14 protein-coding genes are annotated in these 21,784 nt (G+C 66.9%); 9 read left to right on the plus strand and 5 right to left on the minus strand.

All coding sequences use genetic code 11. The annotated features are described in order from the left end of the window. Positions 1-6: 6 nt before the first annotated feature. The 4 genes from glk (at position 7) to pyk (ending at position 6,322) form a co-directional block, all read left to right on the plus strand. Positions 7-996: a glucokinase gene (gene glk, locus ACW17U_RS04700; RefSeq protein WP_492055029.1), complete on the plus strand. Its 990-nt coding sequence runs from the start codon at positions 7-9 to the stop codon at positions 994-996. Between the two features lie 100 nt (positions 997-1,096). Beyond that, a complete protein-coding gene (locus ACW17U_RS04705; protein WP_492055030.1) occupies positions 1,097-2,119 on the plus strand; it encodes a LacI family DNA-binding transcriptional regulator in 1,023 nt (340 codons plus the stop codon). A 272-nt stretch (positions 2,120-2,391) separates the two neighbouring features. Next, a complete protein-coding gene (locus tag ACW17U_RS04710; protein WP_062147539.1) occupies positions 2,392-4,854 on the plus strand; it encodes a glycoside hydrolase family 3 protein in 2,463 nt (820 codons plus the stop codon). A gap of 37 nt (positions 4,855-4,891) precedes the next feature. Then, the gene (pyk, locus tag ACW17U_RS04715; protein WP_062147537.1) at positions 4,892-6,322 is read left to right on the plus strand and encodes a pyruvate kinase; all 1,431 of its coding nucleotides are present in this window, start codon (positions 4,892-4,894) and stop codon (positions 6,320-6,322) included. Positions 6,323-6,378: 56 nt separating this feature from the next. Here the strand turns inward: pyk and ACW17U_RS04720 are convergent, their stop codons facing one another. Then, positions 6,379-7,512, minus strand: a complete 1,134-nt coding sequence (locus ACW17U_RS04720; protein WP_492055031.1) for an acyl-CoA dehydrogenase family protein — start codon at positions 7,510-7,512, stop codon at positions 6,379-6,381. 69 nt (positions 7,513-7,581) lie between these two features. After that, positions 7,582-8,787: an acyl-CoA dehydrogenase family protein gene (locus ACW17U_RS04725; RefSeq protein ID WP_492055032.1), complete on the minus strand. Its 1,206-nt coding sequence runs from the start codon at positions 8,785-8,787 to the stop codon at positions 7,582-7,584. Positions 8,788-8,980: 193 nt separating this feature from the next. Here ACW17U_RS04725 and ACW17U_RS04730 point away from each other — a divergent pair, with 193 nt between their 5' ends. Then, positions 8,981-10,621, plus strand: a complete 1,641-nt coding sequence (locus ACW17U_RS04730) for a phosphatidylglycerol lysyltransferase domain-containing protein (protein ID WP_492055033.1) — start codon at positions 8,981-8,983, stop codon at positions 10,619-10,621. On the opposite strand, the gene ACW17U_RS04735 is transcribed toward ACW17U_RS04730, so the two are convergent. Beyond that, positions 10,618-10,833, minus strand: coding sequence for a hypothetical protein (locus tag ACW17U_RS04735; protein ID WP_492055034.1), 216 nt, complete (start codon positions 10,831-10,833; stop codon positions 10,618-10,620). The two genes, ACW17U_RS04730 and ACW17U_RS04735, sit on opposite strands and share 4 nt — an antisense overlap. Positions 10,834-11,043: 210 nt before the next feature. Here ACW17U_RS04735 and ACW17U_RS04740 point away from each other — a divergent pair, with 210 nt between their 5' ends. After that, positions 11,044-14,046, plus strand: coding sequence for a peptidoglycan-binding protein (locus tag ACW17U_RS04740; protein ID WP_492055035.1), 3,003 nt, complete (start codon positions 11,044-11,046; stop codon positions 14,044-14,046). Between the two features lie 121 nt (positions 14,047-14,167). Further along, positions 14,168-14,629: a DUF3429 domain-containing protein gene (locus ACW17U_RS04745; RefSeq protein WP_062147519.1), complete on the plus strand. Its 462-nt coding sequence runs from the start codon at positions 14,168-14,170 to the stop codon at positions 14,627-14,629. Positions 14,630-14,631: 2 nt separating this feature from the next. On the opposite strand, the gene pdeM is transcribed toward ACW17U_RS04745, so the two are convergent. Together pdeM and ACW17U_RS04755 are read right to left on the minus strand one after the other, a co-directional pair. Then, positions 14,632-15,339 carry a ligase-associated DNA damage response endonuclease PdeM gene (gene pdeM, locus ACW17U_RS04750; protein WP_492055036.1) on the minus strand — a complete coding sequence of 236 codons (708 nt, stop codon included), beginning with the start codon at positions 15,337-15,339 and terminating at the stop codon, positions 14,632-14,634. Then, positions 15,336-17,786, minus strand: a complete 2,451-nt coding sequence (locus tag ACW17U_RS04755) for a ligase-associated DNA damage response DEXH box helicase (RefSeq protein WP_492055037.1) — start codon at positions 17,784-17,786, stop codon at positions 15,336-15,338. Before ACW17U_RS04755 ends, pdeM begins: the two co-directional genes overlap by 4 nt. A gap of 134 nt (positions 17,787-17,920) precedes the next feature. Here ACW17U_RS04755 and ACW17U_RS04760 point away from each other — a divergent pair, with 134 nt between their 5' ends. After that, a complete protein-coding gene (locus ACW17U_RS04760) occupies positions 17,921-18,910 on the plus strand; it encodes an SEL1-like repeat protein (RefSeq protein ID WP_492055038.1) in 990 nt (329 codons plus the stop codon). Between the two features lie 46 nt (positions 18,911-18,956). Further along, positions 18,957-21,776, plus strand: coding sequence for an ATP-dependent DNA helicase (locus tag ACW17U_RS04765; protein WP_492055039.1), 2,820 nt, complete (start codon positions 18,957-18,959; stop codon positions 21,774-21,776). Positions 21,777-21,784 lie beyond the last annotated feature (8 nt).

Below are 21,784 nucleotides of genomic sequence, written 5' to 3' on the forward strand. Positions count from 1 at the left end.
GTCTGGATGAACGGCTTGAAGGACGGCGGGCTTGGCCTGGTCGGCGACATCGGCGGAACCAATGCGCGTTTCGCCCTGGTGGAATTCGACGGGCCTGATCCTCGCCTGATCGAACCGACGGCCTATAAGGGCGAGGACTATGCGACGGCCGAAGAGGCCATCGAGGACTATCTGCACAAGGTTGGGGTCAAGCATCCTGATCAGGCCGTGGTCGCCGTGGCGGGGCCCATCGAGCACGGCACGGTCCATATGACCAATCTGGACTGGCGGATCTCGGAAGACAGTCTGCGCCGGGCAGGGGGCTTTCGAAAAGCGACCCTGATCAATGACTTCACGGCCCAGGCCCTGGCTGCGCCGCGCCTGTCGCCCAAGGACCTGCGCCAGATCGGTACCTTGCCGACCTCGGGTGAAGGGGATCTGGCGATCCTCGGCCCCGGCACAGGGTTTGGCGTCGCCGGCATGGCCCGCCGCCATGGGGTCGATACGCCCCTGACCACCGAAGGCGGCCACATCGCCTTCGCGCCGACCGACGAGATTGAAATCGAGATCCTGCGGGCTCTGACCAAGCAGTTCGGCCGGGTGTCGATCGAGCGCATCCTGTCGGGCCCCGGCATGGAAGACCTGCATACGATCCTGGCGGCGGCCGAGGGCCGCAAGGTCACGGCACTACCGGCCAAGCAAATCAGCGAGCGGGCTCTGGAAGGCTGCGCCGACAGTCTGGCCACCGTGAACCGGTTCTGCGCCATTCTCGGGTCGACGGCGGGGGATCTGGCCCTGGCCCTGGGGGCCCGCGGCGGTGTCTTCATCGCCGGCGGCATCGGGGCCAAGATCGTCGAATTGCTCGAGACCGGACCTTTCCGCGCCCGTTTCGAGGCCAAGGGCCGGTTTGTCGACTACATGAAAGCCATACCGACCCATGTGGTCATGCATCCCTATACCGCCCTGATCGGGGCGGCCGTGGCCCTGACGCCGGAAGGACACGCCTCAATCTCCTAGCCCATGGGTGCACTTACGCGCGCGGAGGGGCTCGCCATGACAAGGCTGTCATGGCTTATTGCCAGCCAAGCTGAAGGAATCAGCGTTGCGAGGGGCGGACTTGAGCTCGAAGATCACGATCCACGATGTCGCCCGGCAGTCGGGCGTGTCGATCAAGACCGTCTCGCGCGTCCTCAATCGCGAACCGAACGTCAAGGCCGATACCCGTGACCGGGTGCAGGCCGCCGTTGCGGCCCTGCACTATCGCCCCAATGTTTCGGCCCGCAGCCTCGCCGGGTCGAAGGCCTATCTCATCGGCGTGTTCTTCGACAATCCGAGCCCGGGCTACATCACCGATGTCCAGCTGGGAGCCATCGCGCGCTGCCGGGAGGAGGGCTACCACCTCATTGTCGAGCCGCTCGATTCCACGGCCGACGATGTCGAGGAGCAGGTTGCGCCAATGCTCGCCACCTTGCGGATGGACGGCGTCATTCTGACCGCGCCGGTTTGCGATCATCCGGTGGTCCTGGCCGCGCTTGAGCGGGAGCAGGTCCCCTATGTCCGGATTTCGCCGGGCAGTGATCTGGACCGCTCGGCCCGGGTGGGCATGGACGACCGCCTGGCCGCCTATGAGATGACCCGGCACCTCATCGCCCTGGGCCACCGCGATATCGGATTCATCGTCGGCCATCCGGACCATGGGGCCTCGCATCTGCGACATGAGGGCTTCCTGGCGGCTATGGCCGATAGCGGCCTCTCGGTGCGACCCGATCGGGTTGCGCAGGGCTATTTCTCTTTCCGCTCCGGCTTCGAGGCGGCAGAGCAACTGCTGACCTCGGATGATCGTCCCACGGCGGTGTTTGCCAGCAATGACGACATGGCGCTTGGCGTCATGGCGGTCGCCAACCGTCTGCGCCTGAATGTGCCCGAAACCCTGTCCGTCGCCGGCTTTGACGATACCCCTGGAGCCAAGGTCGTCTGGCCTCAACTGACCACGGTTCGTCAGCCTATCGCTGCCATGGCGGGTGCTGCGGCCGACATGCTGCTGAAGGGCGTGGCCTGGGAGGATGGCGAGTCGCCACCGTCCAAACTCCTGGATTTCGAGCTGATCGTCCGCGAGTCCACCGGACCGGCACCTCTGTAGGCCACCGTACCGCTTCAGCAGGAAACGGACCTTGACAGCGCTGTCTGATTGCGTTGTCATTCAGGCAATCAAGAACGCTGCCCCCAAGCGGCGTCTGGAGGAGACACTGGTCTCGCAGCTCAATTTGCCGGCCCGCGCGCACCGTCGTTCGGGGTCTCCGCTCGGGGATGCACCGGCCCCAGCTTCCCGTTGCGGCGCACCTGCGCGCAGCCTCGGGCCTTTTCTGTTTGCCGACGCCTAGGGTGCCGGCTCCGAACGACACGGGAAGTTTCATGTCCTTTAGCCACCGCACCGCCCAGGCTTCGGTTCTTGCCCTGCTGATGGCAGGTAGTCTTGGTCAGGCGGCCTTCGCCCAGGCCGGATCAGCAGTCGCAAATCCCGAACTCTGGCCCAAGGCGGCGAGCCCCAGGTCGATCACCGACGACCGGACCGAGGCCTTCATCACCGACCTGATGTCGCGCATGAGCCTCGAAGAAAAGGTGGGGCAGACCATCATGGCTGACGGCTCGGCCATCTCGCCGGAGGACCTTCGCAAGTATCCCCTCGGGTCGGTGGAGGCCGGTGGCAATACCGCCCCGGACGGCAATGACCGTGCTACGCCGGCGCGCTGGCTGGAATGGATCAGGGCCTATCGCGCCGTCGCCCTGGAAACGGGTGAGGGCAAGACCACGATCCCGATCATCTTCGGCATCGACGCCGTGCATGGTCACAACAACATCGTCGGCGCGACGGTATTCCCGCACAATGTCGGCCTCGGTGCCGCGCGCGACCCGGACCTGATCCGCCGGATCGGTGAGGTCACGGCCGCCGAGGTCGCCGCGACCGGCGCCGACTGGACGTTCGGGCCCACGGTGGCCGTGCCGCGCGACGAGCGCTGGGGGCGAGCCTATGAGGGCTATGCCGAGGACCCTGAGGTGGTGAAGGCCTATGCGGGTCCCATGACCCTGGGCCTGCAGGGTGTTCTTAAATCCGGACAAGCCCTTGCCACGAACCATGTGGTCGGCTCGGCCAAGCACTTCGTTGCCGACGGCGGCACCGAGGGTGGCAAGGACCAGGGCGACGCCCTGATCTCCGAGCAGGACCTGATCCGGCTCCATGCCCAGGGCTATCCGCCCGCCATCGACGCCGGGATCATGACCGTGATGGTCTCGTTCTCCAGCTGGAACGGGGTCAAGCATTCCGGCAACAAGAGCCTGCAGACCGGCGTCCTGAAGGAGCGCATGGGCTTCGAAGGCTTCATCGTCGGTGACTGGAACGCCCACGGACAGGTCGAGGGCTGCACCAATACCAACTGCCCTCAGGCCTATATCGCCGGGATGGACATGGTCATGGCCCCCGACAGCTGGAAGGGCCTGTTCGACAACACCCTGGCCCAGGTGAGGGACGGCACGATCCCGATGGCCCGGATTGACGACGCCGTGCGCCGTGTGCTGCGGGTCAAGGTCAAGGCGGGCCTGTTCGATGGCAAGCGTCCCCTGGAAGGCAAGTTCGAACTGCTGGGTGCGCCCGAGCATAGGGCTGTCGCGAGAGAAGCTGTTCGCAAGTCCCTGGTGCTGCTGAAGAACCAGGGTGTTCTGCCGATCAAGAGCGCCGCCAGGGTGCTGGTCGCCGGGGACGGTGCCGACGACATTGGCAAGCAGTCCGGCGGCTGGACCCTGACCTGGCAGGGCACAGGCAACAAGAACAGCGACTTTCCGGGCGGACAGTCGATCTATGCCGGTATTGCCGAGGCGGTAAAGGCGGGCGGTGGCCAGGCTGAGCTGGCCCCGGACGGTGCGTTCAAGACCCGGCCCGATGTGGCCGTGGTGGTGTTCGGCGAGAACCCCTATGCCGAGTTCCAGGGCGATGTGACCAATCTGGAATATCAGCCCGGCGACAAGAGGGACCTTGCCCTGATCAAGTCGCTCAAGGCCCAGGGCATTCCTGTGGTCGCCGTGTTCCTGACCGGTCGTCCGCTCTGGACCAATCCCGAGATCAATGCCTCTGACGCCTTTGTCGCCGCCTGGCTTCCGGGCAGCGAGGGCGGCGGGGTCGCGGATGTCCTGATCGGCAACAAGGCGGGCAAGCCGCGCCATGACTTCAAGGGCAAGCTGTCCTTCTCCTGGCCCAAGCGGGCCAATCAGGTGCCGCTCAATCGCGGTGATGCCGGCTATGATCCGCAGTTCGCTTATGGCTACGGCCTGAGCTACGCCAAGCCGGGCAAGGTTGCGACCTTGTCGGAAGATCCCGGCGTGGTGTCGGCGGCGATCAATGTCGACCGCTATTTCATTGCCGGCCGCGCACCAGCGCCCTGGACCCTGAACATCGGCGGAGCCCTGGCGGTAAAGCCGATCGACGCCGGTGCCCAGGAAAATGCGCGTCTCGCCGAATGGAGCGGGGAGGGCAATGGTTCGCTCCAGGTCATGGGCCAGCCCGTGGACCTGTCGCGCCAGACCACCGGCGACATGGCCGTGTCGATCCGCTACCGGGTGGATGTCGCGCCGGAGAAACCGGTTTCCCTAGCGATCGCCTGTGGCGAATCCTGCGGCGCGGCGCTAGACGTAACGTCAACCTTCTCCAGCGGGAAAATTGGCGAATGGCGTACGGCCAAGATCAAACTTTCCTGTTTCAAGGCAAAGGGGGCGGACATGGAGCATGTTTCCTCCCCGTTTGCCCTGTCGACGACGGGACGGTTCGCTCTGGCCTTCACCGAAATCCGGCTGGCCTCCAACGAGGGCGACGCCGTCTGCCCCTGACCTCAGCACCCCATGCTTTCCTAGAAGGAGCGGCCGCATGATCCGCGCGCGTCGTTCCCGTATCGTCGCCACCATCGGCCCGGCATCCAGTTCGCCGGAGATGATCGTCACCCTGGCCAAGGCCGGGGCTGACGTCTTCCGTCTGAACTTCAGCCACGGCGCGCACGAGACCCATGCTGCGGTCTATGCCGCCATCCGGGCCGCCGAGCCGATCGTCGGCCGGCCGCTCGGTATTCTGGCTGACCTGCAGGGGCCAAAGCTGCGCGTCGGCAAGTTTGCCAATGGGCCGGTTCAGTTGAAGGCTGGCCAGGCCTTCCGCTTTGACGACGATCCGACCCCGGGCGACGAGACCCGCGTGCACCTGCCGCACCCTGAGATCCTTGTCGCGATGCGCCCGGGAGCCACCCTGCTGCTGGATGACGGCAAGCTGCGGATGACCGTGACCGATGCGGGCCCCGGCTATGCCAACACCACCGTGGTCAACGGCGGCAAACTGTCGGAACGCAAGGGCGTCGCCGTGCCCGATGTGGTCATCCCGATGTCGCCGCTGACGCCCAAGGATCGCGAGGACCTGGCCTTCGCCCTGCGTCTTGGTGTCGACTGGGTCGCCCTGTCCTTCGTGCAGGCTCCCGAGGACATGGCCGAGTTGCGCCGGATCGTCGAAGGGCGTGCCGCAGTACTGGCCAAGATCGAGAAGCCCCAGGCGCTGGAATGCCTCGGCGCGATCATGGACCTCTGCGACGGTGTGATGGTCGCCCGTGGCGATCTCGGCGTCGAGATGGCCCCGGAAGAGGTGCCTGTCGCCCAGAAGACCATCCTGCGTGCGGCGCGTGAGCGCGGCATCCCCGTGATCGTCGCGACCCAGATGCTGGAATCCATGACCAGCTCACCGACCCCGACCCGGGCCGAGGCTTCTGACGTGGCCAATGCCGTCTATGAAGGCGCGGACGCGGTCATGCTGTCGGCTGAGTCCGCAGCGGGCGAATATCCCGAGGAATCGGTGGCCATGATGAACCGCATCATCGAGCGGGTTGAGCGCGATCCGCGCTGGCCGGAGCTGATGCAGGCCGAGCAGTCGCATGACGATGACGACGCAGACGTGCTGGTGGTCGCTGCGGCGGGCGCTGCCAAGGCCGGTTCGACCAAGTGCCTTGTGGCCTTCACCACCACGGGCGCGACGGCCCGTCGACTGGCGCGCGAGCGCCCTCTGCAGCCGGTGCTGGCCCTGTCGCCCAGGATCGAGGCCGTGCGCCGCATGACCCTGGTCTGGGGTGTGGAGCCCCGGGTCAGCGCCCAGCCGGACAGCCTCGAGGTGGTCACGACCGATGCCGCCAGCCGGGCGCTGGAACTGGGCCTGGTGTCCCCCGGCGAGCGCCTCCTGATCGTTGCCGGCACGCCGTTCGGCGCGCCAGGCGCCGCCAATCTGCTGCGCCTGGCCCATGCGCCTCTGCCGGTCCGCAAGCGCTAGGCGCTCAAGCTTCTGAGCTCGGCCCACCGCCCGATCGGGACAGTGGGCCGCGCGGATCAGAAGCCTTGCAGGCGCGCGTAGCGATCCCGGTGGAAGGCCGCGCCGCCAAACAGGGCTTCCGCGACCCGGGCGCGCTTCATGTAGAGGCCGGAATCATGGGCGTCGGTCATGCCGATGCCACCGTGCATCTGGACCATTTCATTGGTTGCCAGGTGCAGAACCTCGCTGGCCTTGGCCTTGGCGAGGGAGGCCAGGGTGCGGCTGTCGCCACCGGCGTCGAGGGCTTCGAGGGCCGCCTCGACGCAGGACCGTGTGGTTTCCAGATCGGTGAACAGCTTGGCCGCCCGATGTTGCAGGGCCTGGAACGTACCGATCACCTGGCCGAACTGGGTGCGGGTCTTCAGATAGTCCAGGGTGATGTCGAAGGCGGCGCTGGCCGTGCCCAGCATCTCTGCCGCCAGTCCCGCATAGGCGCGGTCCAGGGTCGGCTCGAGCACAGTCCAGCCCTTGTCGACCTCACCCAGCACGGCGTCCGAGCCAATCGAGACGTCCGTGAAGGTGATCTGGGCGGCACCGCGCGAGTCGGCCAGGGCCAGATGGGTGCGCGTGACGCCGGCCGTGTCACCGGGGACCAGGAACAGGGTCAGGCCGTCGGTGTCGCCGGGCTTGCCGCTAGTGCGGGCGACGACGATCAACAGGTCGGCTGCGTCCCCGTCGATGACAAAGGTCTTGGAGCCATTGAGCTTGAAGCCGTCGCCGGCCTTGACCGCCGCCAGGGCGGTTCGTGCCGGCGCATGGTGCGAGCCCTCATCGACCGCCAGGGTGGCGACGGCTTCGCCAAGGGCAATCTTGTCCAGCCAGGCCGTCTTCTGGGCGTCTGTCCCGGCCAGGCCAAGGGCTGAGGCGGCGATCAGGGCGGTGGAGAGCAGGGGAGACGCCACGAGGTTGCGGCCGGTCTCTTCCAGCACCAGGCCCAGGCCCAGATAGCCGAAGGCCGAGCCATTGTGCTCTTCGGCCACGACCACGCCGGCCCAGCCCATCTGGCCCATCTCGGCCCAGGCGGTGGGGTCGAAGCTCTGGCCCGACTTGCTGTCGCGCAGCTTGCGCAAAGCCCCGACGGGGGCGCTGTCAGTGGTCCAGCCCTTGGCCGCGTCGCGCAGCATGGTCTGTTCTTCGGTCAGGACGGCCATGTCAGGCGGCTCCCTCAAATGATGTTGGACGGCCCAGATCCGGGCCCGATCGGTACGGACGAATGAGGATCACTGGTGATCCAGCAGGCCGAGCACGCGCTTGGCGACGACGTTGAGATTGACCTCGCTGGTGCCGCCCTCGATCGAGTTGCCCTTCGAGCGCAGCATGCCGCGCGTGACGTTGAGCTCGTCCTTGCTGAAGCCTTCGCCCTCCCAGCCCAGGCCCTGCAGGCCCATGGCCTCGACCATCAGTTCGTAGCGCTCCTGGTTCATCTTGGCGGCGGCATACTTGATGATCGAGACGGCGGCGCTGGGGCCCTTGCCGGTCTTCGACTCCTGTTCGGCACGACGCACCGTCAGGGCGAAGGCATGGGCGTCCATGCGATGGGCGGCGATGCGGGCGCGCAGGTCGCCGTCGGCAATACGGCCGGCTTCGTCGACGCCGACTTCTTTCTTCGCCACATCAATGAGGTCCAGTCCGCCGCCGCCGCCGAAGCCGCTGGCGGAGATGTTCTGGCGCTCGTACTGCAGCAGGCGCTTGGCGATGTCCCAGCCGCCGTTCAGCTTGCCGACCAGCTGGTCCTTGGGAACCTTCACATTGTCGAAGAAGGTCTCGCAGAAGGGCGAGGAGCCGCTGATCAGCTTGATCGGGCGTGGATCAACGCCTGGCGTGGTCATGTCGAACAGCACGAACGAAATGCCTTCGTGCTTCTTGCTGGTGTCGGTGCGCACCAGACAGAAGATCCAGTCGGCCTGGTCGGCATAGCTGGTCCAGACCTTCTGGCCATTGATCAGATAGTGGTCGCCCTTGTCCTCGCACTTGGTCTGCAGGGCCGCGAGATCCGAGCCCGCGCCGGGTTCCGAATAGCCCTGGCACCAGCGGGTCTCACCCCGGACGATGCCGGGGATGAACTGCTTCTTCTGCTCCTCCGTGGCATATTCCAGCAGCACCGGGCCCAGCATCCAGACGCCGAAGCTCATCAGGGCCGGTCGCGCCTTGATGCGCCGCAGCTCCTGTTCCAGGACCTTGTTCTGGGCCTTGGAGAGGCCGCCGCCGCCGTATTCGGTGGGCCACATCGGGGCGGTCCAGCCGCGCTCGGCCATGCGATCGAGCCAGAGCTTGGCGTCGGGCTTCTTCCAGACCATCTTGCGACCGCCCCAGGGCGCATCGTCCTCGCCCATCGGCGCATGCAGCGACGGCGGATAGTTGGCTTCCAGCCAGGCACGGGTATCGGCGCGGAAGGCGTCGAGCTCGGTTCCACCGAAGTCGGCCATGGTCGTCTCTCCCTTGGAGTCGTGGTCGTTCGGTGCTTCGCGGCACCGCTCGCCCTCAGACTACGCGTCCGGACGCGTCGGGCAAGTCGATTCAAACAATCGTTTATCGCGACGCGGGCGACCGCGTCACATGTTCCGGCGTATACAGGCGTTCAAAGGGATCCCGCGGGGGATTCGCCGATCCGGGTTGTTGATGTCTGCGCCTGAATTCAGACCGGCGGCACTGGCAATGGCGCCGACGCTTTCGGCGATCCTGGCGGTGTCGGCTGGCGTCATGCTGCTGACCTCCGGAGCAACGCCGTCCGAGCCGACGCGCTTTGCCTTGCTGCTGGCCTTTGCACCTGACCTGCTGATCGAAATCAGCCACTTCGTGTCGTCCATTCTGGGCCTGGTGCTGCTGTTGCTGGCCTTTGGCCTTCGATCGCGCCTCGACGGGGCCTGGTGGGCGGCCGTCATAACCCTCGCTGCGGCGGCGCTTCTGGCCATCTTCAAGGGCCTGAACTGGGAGGAGACAGCCCTGCTGTCCCTTTGTTGCCTGCTGATCTTGCCGTTCCACGAGGCCTTCCCCCGCAAGGCGGCGCTGTTTCGGATGGAGATCACGCCGGCCTGGCTGCTGTCGGCGGCGGCGGCGCTGGGCGGCGCGACCTTCTGCGGCTGGTGGATCTTCAACCACACCGAATATGCCGACAAATCCTGGATGCGGCTCATGGGCGACCAGGACGCGGCCCGAGCCCTGCGCTCGTCGGTTGCGGCCGCGATCGTCCTTCTGGCGATCGGGGTCTGGCGCATGATCTCCACGCCGGCCATGCCGCCCGTCGTGGACGACACCGATCCCGAATTCGATCGGGTCCGGGCGATCCTGGCCAAGGCCGAGGATGCCGAGCCCGGTGCCAACCTCGCCCTGCTGGGCGACAAGCGCTTCCTGTTCTCGGCCTCGGGCGAAAGCTTTTTGATGTTCGGGGTCCGGCGGCGATCGTGGATCGCCCTGGGACCGCCCGTCGGGCGCCGCGACGAGCGGATGGAACTGTTCTGGCGGTTTCGCGAACTGGCCGATGCCCATGCCGCCCGTGCCGGCTTCTACGCCCTGGGCCCAGATGACCTGCCCGACAGCGTCGACCTGGGCCTGGCGATACAGAAGACCGGCGAGAGCGCTGCCGTGCCCCTGGCCGCCTTTTCTCTGGTCGGACGGCGGCGCGAAGTCCTGCGTCGCAACTGGCGCAAGGCCGGGGAGGGGGGCGCGGAATTTGAGGTGCTTCCTGCCGGCCAGGCCCCGATGGAGGCCCTGAAGGAGATCTCCGACGCCTGGCTCGGTCACCATGCCGGCGGCGAGAAGGGCTTCTCGATGGGTGGCTTCGACCCACGCTATGTGGCGGAGTTTCCGGTTGCCATTGTTCGGTTCGAAGGCCGGATCGTGGCCTTTGCCACACTGTGGACCACAGCCCACAAGTCCGCCTTCTCAATGGACCTGATGCGCTATTCGGACGACGCGCCCAAGAACGTCATGGACTACCTGTTCGTCGAGCTTCTGCAGTGGGGGCGAGACGAAGGCTATCTGGCCTTTGAGTTCGGCATGGCACCGCTCGCGGGGCTGCAGGATCGCCCTCTGGCCCCGATCATGTCGCGCGTGGGTCGCCTGCTCTATGAGCGTGGAGAAGAGATCTACAATTTCCAGGGCGTGCGCCGGTACAAGGACAAGTATGACCCCGTCTGGCAGCCGCGCTACATTGCCGCGCCGCGCAAGTGGGCGATCCCTTTTCTGCTCGCTGACATCGGTCTTCTGTCTTCGGGCGGGGTCAGCGGGCTGACCAAGCGGCCAAAACGGTCCGCGACCTAATAACGCGCCTGGTGGCCTGTCTCGAGGCCCAGAAGGTTCAGAAGATGGACCAGCAGCAGCATGGCGGCGACGACGCAGATCATCATCAGCGGACGCCACGGCATCATGCGCGGCCCCTTGAGAATATTGGCGGGACGTGCGCCGCGCCAGCCGCAGACGGTGGCGAGGATCAGCAGCACGACGAGGGTCGTGATCGTAACGGGTAGGTCCATGGGTCATCCATGCCCTGCGACAATCGGCCTGGCAAATGGTTAACCCGCGTTAACCCCCTTGCTTTTTAATCAAGGTAAACAGGGTTGGAGCTGCGCCCTGATTCCTCCACTTATGAATCGCGAACCCACTAGATTTAGCGTTTTGGTCGCGTTTACACCCCAGGAATCGGTGACTAGCGTTGGTCCCCAAGTACGGGGAGAACGATTCGTATGACGGCCGCAGCGCCATGGAGCGTAAAGGGGATAGACCCCAAGGCACGGGAGGTCGCCAAGGACCTCGCGCGTCGCTCCGGCATGACGTTGGGCGAGTGGCTCAACCGCATGATCATCGAGGGTGAAGGGCCGGGTGCCGATGCGCCGTCGGCCGACATCGTCGGTGCCTCTGGCCAGGATCGTTCCGCCCAGGATCGTGGCACCAATGCCTACCTGCATATCGCCTCGGACGGGGACGCGCCCTCCCGTATCGAGATGGCCGAGCATCCGGCCGATGAAGTCGGCCGGGTCGCCATTGCGCTGGACCGTCTGACCCACCGGATCGAAGCGGCAGAGGGCCGGTCCGCTGCCGCCATCACGGGCATTGACCAGTCGGTTCGCGGCGCACTGAGCCGCCTGGCCCTGTCCGAACGCGAGCAAATCGCAGTCGCTGCCCGGTTTGAAGGCGCGGTCGACGAGATCCGTACCGAGCAGATGCGCTCGGCCGAACGCCTGCGCCGCATGGAAGCCGAGGCCGTTGGGCCGCGGTCTGCTGAAGCCCTCAGGGCGCTTGAAGGCGCGCTGGGCAAGGTTGCCGGGCATCTTTACGAAGGCGAAGCGCGGACTCGCGAAGCGATCGCCGCGCTTGAGGCCCGCCTGGACTCCCAACCAGCTCCCGCCACGGACACTTCGGCCCTCGTCGAAGACGTTGTGGCTCGCCTGGGACAAAGGCTTGAAGCGGCTGAGACCCGCACCGCCGAAGCCCTGCGTGAACTCGGCTCCTCATTCTCCGCCCTGGATGGTCGACTGCAGGCCGTCGAGGGTGGCAATCCCGCAGCCGGCGTCCAGGACCGCCTCGACCAACTGGCCGGTGACCTGACCCGGCGCATGGAGGCTGCTCGTCTTGAGATGGCGGCCAAGCTGCGCGACAGCGCCGATGGCCGTTTTGACCGGATGGAGCAGAAACTCGGCGAGATGGCTGCGCATGTGCAGGCCGCCGAACAACGCTCGGCCCAGGCCATAGAGCGCATGGGGCGTGAGGTCGTGGGTGTCGCTGACGCCTTCAATCGTCGGGTCCAGGCCGCTGAAAGCCGCAATGCTGCCGCGATCGAGCAGGTCGGCGGCGAAGTGGCGCGTATCGCTTCGACGGTCGAACACAAGCTCAACCGTGCGGACAGTGTCCAGGCCCAGGCTCTGGAGAAGCTCGGCAATGAAATCGCCCGCATCACCGAGAAGCTCGCTGAGCGGATCGGAAATGCCGAGCGGCGCAATGCCCTGGCCATCGACGATGTTGGCGAGCAGGTCACCCGCGTCACGGATCGCCTGAACCAGCGTCATGAGCGCTCGTCCCAGGAACTGATCGACCGCATTCGCCAGAGCGAAGAGCGGACCGCGCGGATGCTGGACGAAGCCCGCGAGAAGATCGACAGCCGCCTCGGCGACGCTCAGCGCAAGCTGGCCGAACAGGCCGTGGCTCAGCCCATTGCGACGGCGGCACCGGCACCGGTGGTCCGTTCGCCAGCCGTGTCGCCGTTTGAGACCAGCAGCTACTCCTTCGGCGGCGAGCCTGCTGTCGACGAGGACGTCTTCAGCGCGCCGGCACCGGCACCAGCACAAGCACCTCGCGCGCCCGTCTTTGAGGTCGCGGCTTTCCCGGCCGTCGATCCCGAGCCTCCGGGCTTCGATGATGACGACTATGAGGCCGCAGACGGCTTTGTCGGCCAGGAACCGTCCGAAGCGGTCGAAAGCTTCGCGCCGGCCTCCGACTTCGGCTCTTTCTCGGCACCGGAGGTTCCGGAGTCGATGGAGCCGTCGCGCCCGCTGTCGACGCGCGAAGTGATCGAACAGGCCCGCGCCGCCGCGCGTGCGGCGGCCGTCGCTGACGTGAAGGCCAAGAAAGACAAGAAAGACAGCAAGTCCAAGGACAAGCCGGCTCGTCCTTCGCTGTTTGCGGGTTTCGGATCCAAGGCCTCGATCAAGCCGGCCAAGCGCCGGGTCGGTTCGACGGTCGCCACGGCCCTGATGGTGTTCGGCGTCGCCGGGGCCATGGGCGCTGGTGTGGCGGGCCTGCTGCTACCCGACCATGGCCAGGGAGAGATGCCGGATCGCGTGGCCCAGTCCATCGCGGGCCGCAAGTCCGAAGTCGAGATCCAGACGGCGGAAGCCGACACGACCCCCGGCGCGCCGCGTGCCGCCGTGGCCCTGTCACCGCAGTTGATCACGCCGGTCACGCCCGAAACGGCGCCGCCGCCGCCCGCGCCGCCCCAGGAAAATGCCCAGGCGCTGTTCGATGACGGTGTCCGCAAGATCGAGGCCAAGGATCGTTCCGGCGTCGATGTCCTGCGCAAGGCCGCCAATCTCGGCCTGCCGCGCGCCCAGTTCTATCTCGGCAAGATGTACGAGATGGGCGAAGGCGGCGTGAAGAAGGACCTCGTCGAGGCCCGCCGCTGGACCGAGCGGGCGGCCATCGCCGGTGATCCGCGCGCGATGCACAATCTGGCCCTGTTCTATTTCAAGGGTGAGGGCGGCTCCAAGAACTCGACCACTGCGGCCAGCTGGTTCCGCAAGGCCGCCGACCAGGGCCTCGTCGACAGCCAGTTCAACCTGGCTCAGCTCTATGAAGGCGGCTGGGGCGTCAGCCAGAATCCGGCTGAAGCCTACAAGTGGTACGTGATCGCCGGCCGCGCGGGGGATGCGACTTCCAAGGCGCGGGCGGCGGCGCTACGGCCACAGCTGACGGCCGAGGCCCAGCGCACGGCCGACCGGTCCGCCATGGGATTCCGCGCCCAGACCGTGAATGCTTCGGTGATCCCGACTACCGCCACCGCTTCGGCGTCGGCCGGTCTGGGAACGGCGCAGCGCGTGCTGTCGCAACTGGGCTATTATCAGGGGCCGCGTGACGGCGTTGCCTCGCCGGCCCTGCGCATGGCGATCGCCGCCTATCAGCGTGATCAGGGCCTGCCGTCCTCGGGGGCTCTGGATACCGAAACCCTCAACCGGCTGTCGGTCTATACCCGCTGACCGCCGCAGGACGCTTGAATCCACTCGGCAAATATCCTCCGTGGACCTCGCGGCCTGACTGAGTATAGTCGCGGCCGGGGTTGGGAAGGTCGCGGGGGCGGCCCTCCGCAGGAGTAGATTGATGAGCGAGCCATCTGCGGATCGCGTACCGGCTCCGCCGGCGGTTTGGGTGTTCGGCCTTGCGACCCTGATACCCTTCTTCGTGGCGTCGGGTCTGTTCTGCTACGGCCCGGCCGGGTCCCAGAGCGGGGCCCTGCTGTCACTGCTCGCCTATTCGACCGCCATGGTCTCCTATTTCGGCGGCGTGCGGACGGGGCTTGAGATTGAAAACCCCAGCCCACGCTGGATGGTCCTGGGCCTGTCCCTTCTTTTCCCCCTGGCCGGCTTTGGCCTTCTGGTCGGCGAACTGCGCTTCGAGCCGGCCTGGCAATTGTCAGGTTTCCTGCTCGTCTTCCTGCTGCAGTGGGTTTGGGACGTTTCGGATCATGATGGTCCGGCCTGGCGACCCAGGATGCGGACCCTCCTCACCTCGGGGGCCGCGATTTCGCTCGCCTTCGCCCTGGAGCAAGCCCTGCATATGTAGGTCTAGTCGGGCCGCAACGAGCGTGGCCCGATCGCATGAATGCGGTCCTTGCCCAGAGCCGCCGCCAGGATCGGGCTTTCGAACAGGCCCGCAAAGGCTCCATCCAGAACATTCAGTCCGCCCGTAAAGGCCCCGAAGGCGGGAAGGATCAGCCGCGACCCGTCGGTGACGAAACAGCGCCGTCGCACGCTGCCGCGTCCGCTCGAAACCCGCGCCGCCGGATGCAGGTGACCGGCCACCTCGCCAGGCTGATGACCGTTCCGGGGTTCGTGGCGCAGAACGAGGCCAAGCATCGAGGCTTCGTCGATAATCACGCCAGGCAGGTCCTGAGGACCGTCTTCGTCATGATTGCCCACGGCCCAGACCAGGTCCCGACCCTGCGCCAGGTCTCGCAGGCGGTCGGCGTCTTCGCCCGACAGGCGGCTTTCGCCCTGGCCGTCATGGAAGCTGTCGCCGAGAAAGATCAGGCGGGCGGGCGACAGGGCGGCGATCTCGCGATCCAGCCGATCCAGGGTTTCGCGCGTGTCATAGGGCGGCAGCATCTGGCCGAAACGGGCGGCGTAGCTGCTGCCCTTCTCGAAGTGCAGATCGGCCACCACCAGGGTGCGCTCGGTCTCCAGCCACAGGGCCCCCGAGCCCCGCAACAGGACCCCGGTTCCGGCAAGAGTGATCTGAAGACCGCCACAGGGGCTGGGTTCGAACCGGGTCAAGCCATGGCCTCGGCGATCAGGTCTTCCTCGGCTTCCGCCAGGATCATCTCGCCGGCGGCGTCGCCGGGGGCCCGCTCGCGGCCGATTTCCAGCATCAGCGGCACGGCAAAAGGCGAGACACGGTCCAGGGCGACGTGGTGGATCCTGCCCTTGATGCGTGCCAGCATGTCGCCCAGTCGCGCCACGTCCAGCAGGCCGCTGGCGGCGTCTTCGCGGGCGCATCTGAGCAGAAGATGGTCGGGCTGGTGGCGGCGCAGGACGTCGTAGATCAGGTCGGTCGAAAAGGTCACCTGCCGGCCGGACTTCTCCTCTCCCGGATAGCGCCGCTCGATCAGGCCGGCGATCAGGGCGCAGGCCTTGAAGGTCCGCTTCATCATGAAGCTCTCCTCCAGCCAGGCCTCGAGGTCGTCACCCAGCATGTCCTGGTCGAACAGGGCCTCAAGATCCAGGTCGCTCATCGGCTTGAGCGACCAGAGGCTGATCGCATAGTCGTTGCAGACAAAGCCGAGGGGACCGACCCCGAGACGGTCCAGACGCCGGGTCAGCAACATGGCCAGGGTCGAGTGGGCCAGACGGCCGTCGAAGGGGTAGCAGACGAGGTAAAAGCGTTTGCCGCGCGGAAAGGTCTCAAGCAGCATCTCGTCCTCGCCCGGCAGGGCTGAGCGCAGTTTCTGCCAGGCCAGCCATTCCTGGACGTCCGGGGGCAGGGCGGTCCATTCCGTCTCGTCGTGCATCATGGTCCGCACGCGGCTGGCCAGATAGGTCGACAGCGGGAACTTCGATCCGCCCCAGCTGGGCATTTTGGGATCATCCGCCGGCGCCGGGCTGACGAAGGCGTCAGCACCGACGATACTGTTGAAGCGCCAGACCTGGCCGGCGAAGACGAAGGTGTCGCCCGGGGTCAGCTGCTCGAAATAGCCTTCCTCGGCCTCGCCGATCTTGCGCCCGCCCACGGGGCGCTTGCCGCCGCCGACCCGGACATTGACGGTGGCCGGTGAGACGATGGCCCCGACATTCATCCGGTGCCGCTGAACCGTCTGGGCATTGCGGGCGCGCCAGAGACCATCTGGCCCCGGCACGATGCGGCGGAACTTGTCATAGGTCTTGAGGGCGTATCCACCGGTCGAGACGAAGTCGACGACCGCCTCGAAATCCTCCCAGGACAGGGGCGAATAGGGTCCCGCCGAGCGGACCTCGTCATAAAGCGACAAGAGGTCGAAGGGCTCGGAGCAGGCGCAGCCCATCACATGCTGGGCCAGGACATCCAGGGCTCCGATCCGCTCCGGATCTCCGTCCAGGTGGTTTTCAAGGATGGCGTCGGCGGCGGCGCGGCATTCCAGCATTTCAAAGCGGCTGGCGGGCACGAAGATCGCGCGGCTGGGCTCATCCAGCCTGTGATTGGCGCGTCCGATCCTTTGCACCATCCGGGAGGCCCCCTTGGGGGCGGCCAGCTGGATGACCAGGTCGACGTCGCCCCAGTCGATGCCCATGTCGAGGGTCGAGGTGCAGACCACGGCCCGCAGCGCGCCCCGGGCCATGGCGGATTCGACCTTGCGCCGCTGTTCGGCGGACAGGCTGCCATGGTGCAGGGCGATAGGCAGGCCTTCGTCGTTCAGTTCCCACAGCTTCTGGAAGGCGAACTCGGCCTGGAAGCGCGTATTGACGAAGACCAGGGCCGTCTTCGATCCCTTGATGATCTCATAGACCTCGGCCATGGCGTGTTCGGCGGTGTGGCCGGCCCAGGGCACCCGGCCGCCGGACACCAGAACCTCGACGACCGGCGGAGCGCCGCCGGAGCCGAGGACGAGATCGACACTGTCTTGGCCTCCGGCACCCAGCCAGCGCCGCACCAGATCGGGATCATCGACGGTCGCCGACAGGCCGACGCGCCGCATATTCGGGGCAAACTGCTGAAGGCGCGCCAGGTGCAGGGCCAGGAGGTCGCCGCGCTTGGACGGCCAGATCGCGTGCGCCTCGTCGACGATCACGCAGGCCAGGTCGGCGAAGTACTCTCTGGCCCCTTCCCAGGCACAGAACAGGGCCAGTTGCTCGGGCGTGGTCAGCAGGATGTCCGGCGGCTTCAGCCTCTGGCGCGCCTTGCGGCTTTCGCCGGTATCGCCGGTGCGGCTTTCAGCGACGATCGTCAGCCCCATCTCCCGGATCGGGGTCATCAGATTGCGTTCGACATCCACTGCCAGGGCCTTGAGCGGCGAGATGTACAGCGTGTGCACGCCGGCCGGCGTGTTGCGGGGCGAGCGCTGCGACAGGTCAACCAGGCTGGGCAGAAAGCCGGCGAGGGTCTTGCCCCCGCCGGTCGGGGCGATCAGCAGGGCGCTCCGTCCGGCCTGGGCCTTGTCCAGCATGGCCAACTGATGTGGACGCGCGTTCCAGCCGCGCGCGGCGAACCAGGCCTGGAAGCGGGGAGGAAGGACAGCGGCCGCGGGCATTGCCTGTGGCTATAGCATGTTCCCCTTCCGTTTCCAGTCGCCGCCGGGCAGTTCCGGCCCAACTCGCCTCTCAGGCAGCAAGGCTTGACGCTCGTCGTCCGGCGGCAACAATCGGGCGGTTGTCTGGGGTGGTCATGATTTCAAAGGCGCTCGTGGTCCTGTTGGGACTGGCTGCGTTGGGGGCAGCCCCGACGGCCCAGGCGCGCCAGCAGCCTGCGTCGTCCCCCGTGGTCACGTCCCTGGCTGATCCGGTCTTTACTGGCCTGCTGAAACGCGCCGAAGCCGGGGACGCCACGGCCTATGTCGACCTGGCCTTCGCCTATCTTGACGCTGATGGGGCGCAGTATGACGTCGAGGCTGCGCAACATTGGCTGGCCAAGGGCGCGGCGGCCGGCGTGGCCGAGGCCATGCTGGAGCTGGGCAATCTCTATTTCGATGGCGAGGTCGTTCCGGAAGACCGGCGCAGGGCGCTGGGTCTTTACCGTCAGGCGGCAGAACTGGGCGACCTGGATGCCCTGTACAATGTCGGCATCGTCTTTGAGGGCGGCGGCAACATAGAGGCGGACCTGGTCGAAGCCCTGCGCTGGTACCGTCGGTCAGCGGACGCCGGCTCGGAACTCGGCATGGTGCAGGTGGCCAATGCCTATCAGCAGGGGCGCGGGGTCGGTGTCGACATGCGCAAAGCCGTTCTCTGGTTGAACAAGGCCGTGGTGGCAGGCTCGGCGGCCGCGATGAACGATCTGGGTGCCCTCTATTCCAACGGCAACGGCGTTCCCCAGGACGATGCCGAGGCGCTGAAGCTCTTTACGGCCGCCGCACGCAACGGCTCGGCCATCGCCATGGCCAATGTCGCCGTGGTGCATCACAACGGCGAGGGCGTGCCGGTCGACTATGTCGAGGCGATCCGCTGGTATCAGCTGTCTGCGGATCATGGCTACCTGCCGGCCTATTACCGTCTGGGCGTGATGTGCGAGGCGGGAGAGGGCGTCCGGTTTGATCTGGAGACGGCGCTCAGCATGTACCGCCGCGCTGCTGACAGTGATGATCCGGTCGTTCGCCAGAATGCCCAGAAGGCCATTGACCGGCTGGAACGGGGCGATGAGGAAGACCCGCGTATCGTCTGACGCCGTTCGCATTCTGTTTCTGCCGGCAAGATGCTAACAGACTCGCGTGACCGCTTCGCCCATGACTCTCGATCTTGCGCCTGCGCTTGTCGTTCTTCCCGGACCGAGGGCGGGATACGCCGATGGCGACGGCAGTGGCCGGATGCTGCGCGCGCCCGACGCCCGCGACCTGCTGGAACATGGCCCGGTTCTCGTCGCCCACGCGGCCATGACAGCCAGACGTCTGAACCTGCATGCGCCGGCGCGCAGCGGACGACTGTTCGATGTGCTGGAGCTGTACGCCTTTACGCGGCCCGCCACCTTCTGCGCGCCGTCGGCGGTCGGTCTGTCCATGGCCCTGGGCCTGCCCGAACCCAAGGGGGCGGCCGAGCAGGCCGCCAGTCTGAGGGTTTCGGCCGAGGCCTTGCTGTCCGAGCTTCGCCTGACGCCCCAGCCTTCCCGCGAGGAAGCCCTGGCGGTCGCCGAGACCCTGGCCAAGGCCGGCTGGGCCTGGGGACCGGCGGTGATCGGTGCCCTGCGATCCGTCCCGGTCGGCAATCAGTTCCGCAGCTCCGGCCTCGATGTCTGGGCCAGGATTGTCGAATGGGAAGATCAGGCCCCGCTCGGGGAGTCCGGAACCCGACCCATCGATCCCGAACGGGCCGGGGAGCGCCTGACCGAACTGCTGCAACGCTCCGGCCTGGATGAGGTGCGCGAGGCCCAGGCGACTTTTGCCCGCGAAGCCGCCTTTGTGTTCCAGCCGCGCGAACGCGAGGGCGAGCCGCGCATGATGCTCGCCGAGGCCGGCACCGGCGTCGGCAAGACCCTGGGTTATCTGGCCCCCGCATCGCTCTGGGCCGAGACCAACGGGCCTTCCGTCTGGATCAGCACCTATACCCGCGCCCTCCAGCGTCAGATCGAACGCGAGAGCCAGTCGATCTATCCCGACCCGGCCGTCCGCGCCCGCAAGGCGGTGGTTCGCAAGGGGCGGGAGAACTATGTCTGCCTGCTGAACTTCCAGGAGCAGGTCAACGGCGCCCAGCTAGGCAATGGCGACCTGATCGGCCTGGCCCTGACGGCGCGCTGGGCCCGGGCGACCCGCGACGGCGACATGACCGGCGGTGATTTTCCGGCCTGGCTGCCGACGCTGTTCGCAATCGCCCCGTCTCTGCAGGCCAGCCCGGCCAATCTGGTCGACCGGCGTGGCGAGTGCGTTCATGCCGGCTGCCAGCACTATCGCATCTGCTACATCGAGAAGGCGGTGCGGGCGTCCAAGCGGGCGGACATTGTCATCGCCAACCATGCCCTGGTCCTGACCCAGGCGGCCTTCGACGGCGCGCGGGCGGCGCGGGGTCTGAAGGGCGACAATGAGACCACAGCGGTCAAGCGCGTGGTCTTCGACGAAGGCCATCACCTGTTCGATGCGGCCGACAGCGCCTTTTCCGCGGCCCTTTCGGGGGCCGAGGCGGCGGAGTTGCGGCGCTGGATCCGGGGCCCCGAAGGGCGGGGCCGGCGGGGCCGGGGGCTTGAGGCCCGCCTGCTCGATATTCTCGGCGATCGCGAGGGCGCGCGTCAGGCCCTGACGGCCGTGCTGCACGCCGCTGCCGCCCTGCCGGGCGAGGGATGGTCCGGGCGGGTTGCGCCGCCGGACGGCCAGGTCAATCCGATTGGTCCAATCGAGACCTATCTGGTTGCGGTGATCGAACAACTTCGGGCCCGCAGCAGTGAGCGGGGCGGGATCGAGCAGGGCCTCCAATGCGCCGCCCGTCCGGCCATTGATCTGGTTCGCGAGCGGGCCGGTGAGGCGGCCAAGGCCCTGGCCGGGGTCGAGGCCCCGCTGCTGGCTCTGGCCCGGCAGCTGGAAGATGTTCTCGACGAGGATGCCGAGCATCTGGGTTCCTCGGAGCGGGCCCGTATCGAGGGTGCCCTGCGGGGCCTGGACCGCCGGGCGCGCATGACCCTGCCGGCCTGGCGTTCCATCCTGAAGGCGATCGACGAAGACGCCGAGGATGATCCGGATTTCGTCGACTGGTTCGAGGCGACCTTCCTCTATGGCCGGGTTGTCGACGCTGCGTGTCGGCGGCACTGGGTGGATCCAACCGAACCCCTGCGGGCGGCGGTGCTCAGCCCGGCGCACGGGGTACTGGTGACCAGCGCGACCCTGACCGACCCGGCGCTGGAAGATCCCTTTGCCCTCGCGGAAATGCGAACGGGGGCGGCGCGGATGCCCCAGTCGCCCAAGGTGCTGCGGCTGATCTCGCCTTTTGACTACGAGGCCCATGCCCGGGCCATCGTGGTGACGGATGTCAACAAGGAGGACGCCCGCCAGGTTTCGGCGGCCATGCGCGAGCTGTTCCTCGCGGCCGGCGGCGGTGGGCTTGGTCTGTTCACCGCCATTCGCCGCCTGAAGGCCGTGCACGACATGATCGCTGCGCCCCTGGCTGATCGGGGGCTGGCGCTCTACGCCCAGCATGTCGATCCCCTCGAGGCCGGGGCCCTGGTCGATATCTTCCGGGCCGAGCAGGACGCCTGTCTGCTGGGCACGGATGCGATCCGCGACGGGATTGACGTGCCGGGCAGGTCCCTGCGCCTGCTGGTCTTCGATCGGGTGCCGTGGCCCCGGCCGGACATCCTGCACAAGGCCCGACGTGCCCGGTTCGGGGGCAAGGGCTATGATGACTCCACGGCCCGGGCCCGCATCAGTCAGGCCTTTGGCCGTCTGATCCGCCGGGCGGACGACCGAGGGGTTTTCGTCATGCTTGACGCGGCCGCTCCGACGCGGCTGTTTTCAGGTCTGCCGGATGGGGTCGCCGTCGAGCGCCTTTGCCTGGTCGACGCCATCGAGGCCGTGGCTGCCTTTCTGAAGGATGCGCCCGATCAGGGGTGACGGTTTGA

The sequence above is a fragment of the Caulobacter sp. AVps16 genome, assembly GCF_058681455.1.

Excerpts from the sequence above, each read along its gene's own strand:
- ACW17U_RS04740 (WP_492055035.1), top strand. The coding sequence starts at position 11,044 with ATGACGGCCGCAGCGCCATGGAGCGTAAAGGGGATAGACCCCAAGGCA.
- ACW17U_RS04725 (WP_492055032.1), bottom strand. The coding sequence starts at position 8,787 with ATGGCCGACTTCGGTGGAACCGAGCTCGACGCCTTCCGCGCCGATACC.
- ACW17U_RS04745 (WP_062147519.1), top strand. The coding sequence starts at position 14,168 with ATGAGCGAGCCATCTGCGGATCGCGTACCGGCTCCGCCGGCGGTTTGG.
- ACW17U_RS04720 (WP_492055031.1), bottom strand. The coding sequence starts at position 7,512 with ATGGCCGTCCTGACCGAAGAACAGACCATGCTGCGCGACGCGGCCAAG.
- ACW17U_RS04710 (WP_062147539.1), top strand. The coding sequence starts at position 2,392 with ATGTCCTTTAGCCACCGCACCGCCCAGGCTTCGGTTCTTGCCCTGCTG.
- ACW17U_RS04755 (WP_492055037.1), bottom strand. The coding sequence starts at position 17,786 with ATGCCCGCGGCCGCTGTCCTTCCTCCCCGCTTCCAGGCCTGGTTCGCC.
- ACW17U_RS04735 (WP_492055034.1), bottom strand. The coding sequence starts at position 10,833 with ATGGACCTACCCGTTACGATCACGACCCTCGTCGTGCTGCTGATCCTC.
- ACW17U_RS04730 (WP_492055033.1), top strand. The coding sequence starts at position 8,981 with ATGTCTGCGCCTGAATTCAGACCGGCGGCACTGGCAATGGCGCCGACG.
- ACW17U_RS04760 (WP_492055038.1), top strand. The coding sequence starts at position 17,921 with ATGATTTCAAAGGCGCTCGTGGTCCTGTTGGGACTGGCTGCGTTGGGG.
- glk (WP_492055029.1), top strand. The coding sequence starts at position 7 with ATGAACGGCTTGAAGGACGGCGGGCTTGGCCTGGTCGGCGACATCGGC.
- pyk (WP_062147537.1), top strand. The coding sequence starts at position 4,892 with ATGATCCGCGCGCGTCGTTCCCGTATCGTCGCCACCATCGGCCCGGCA.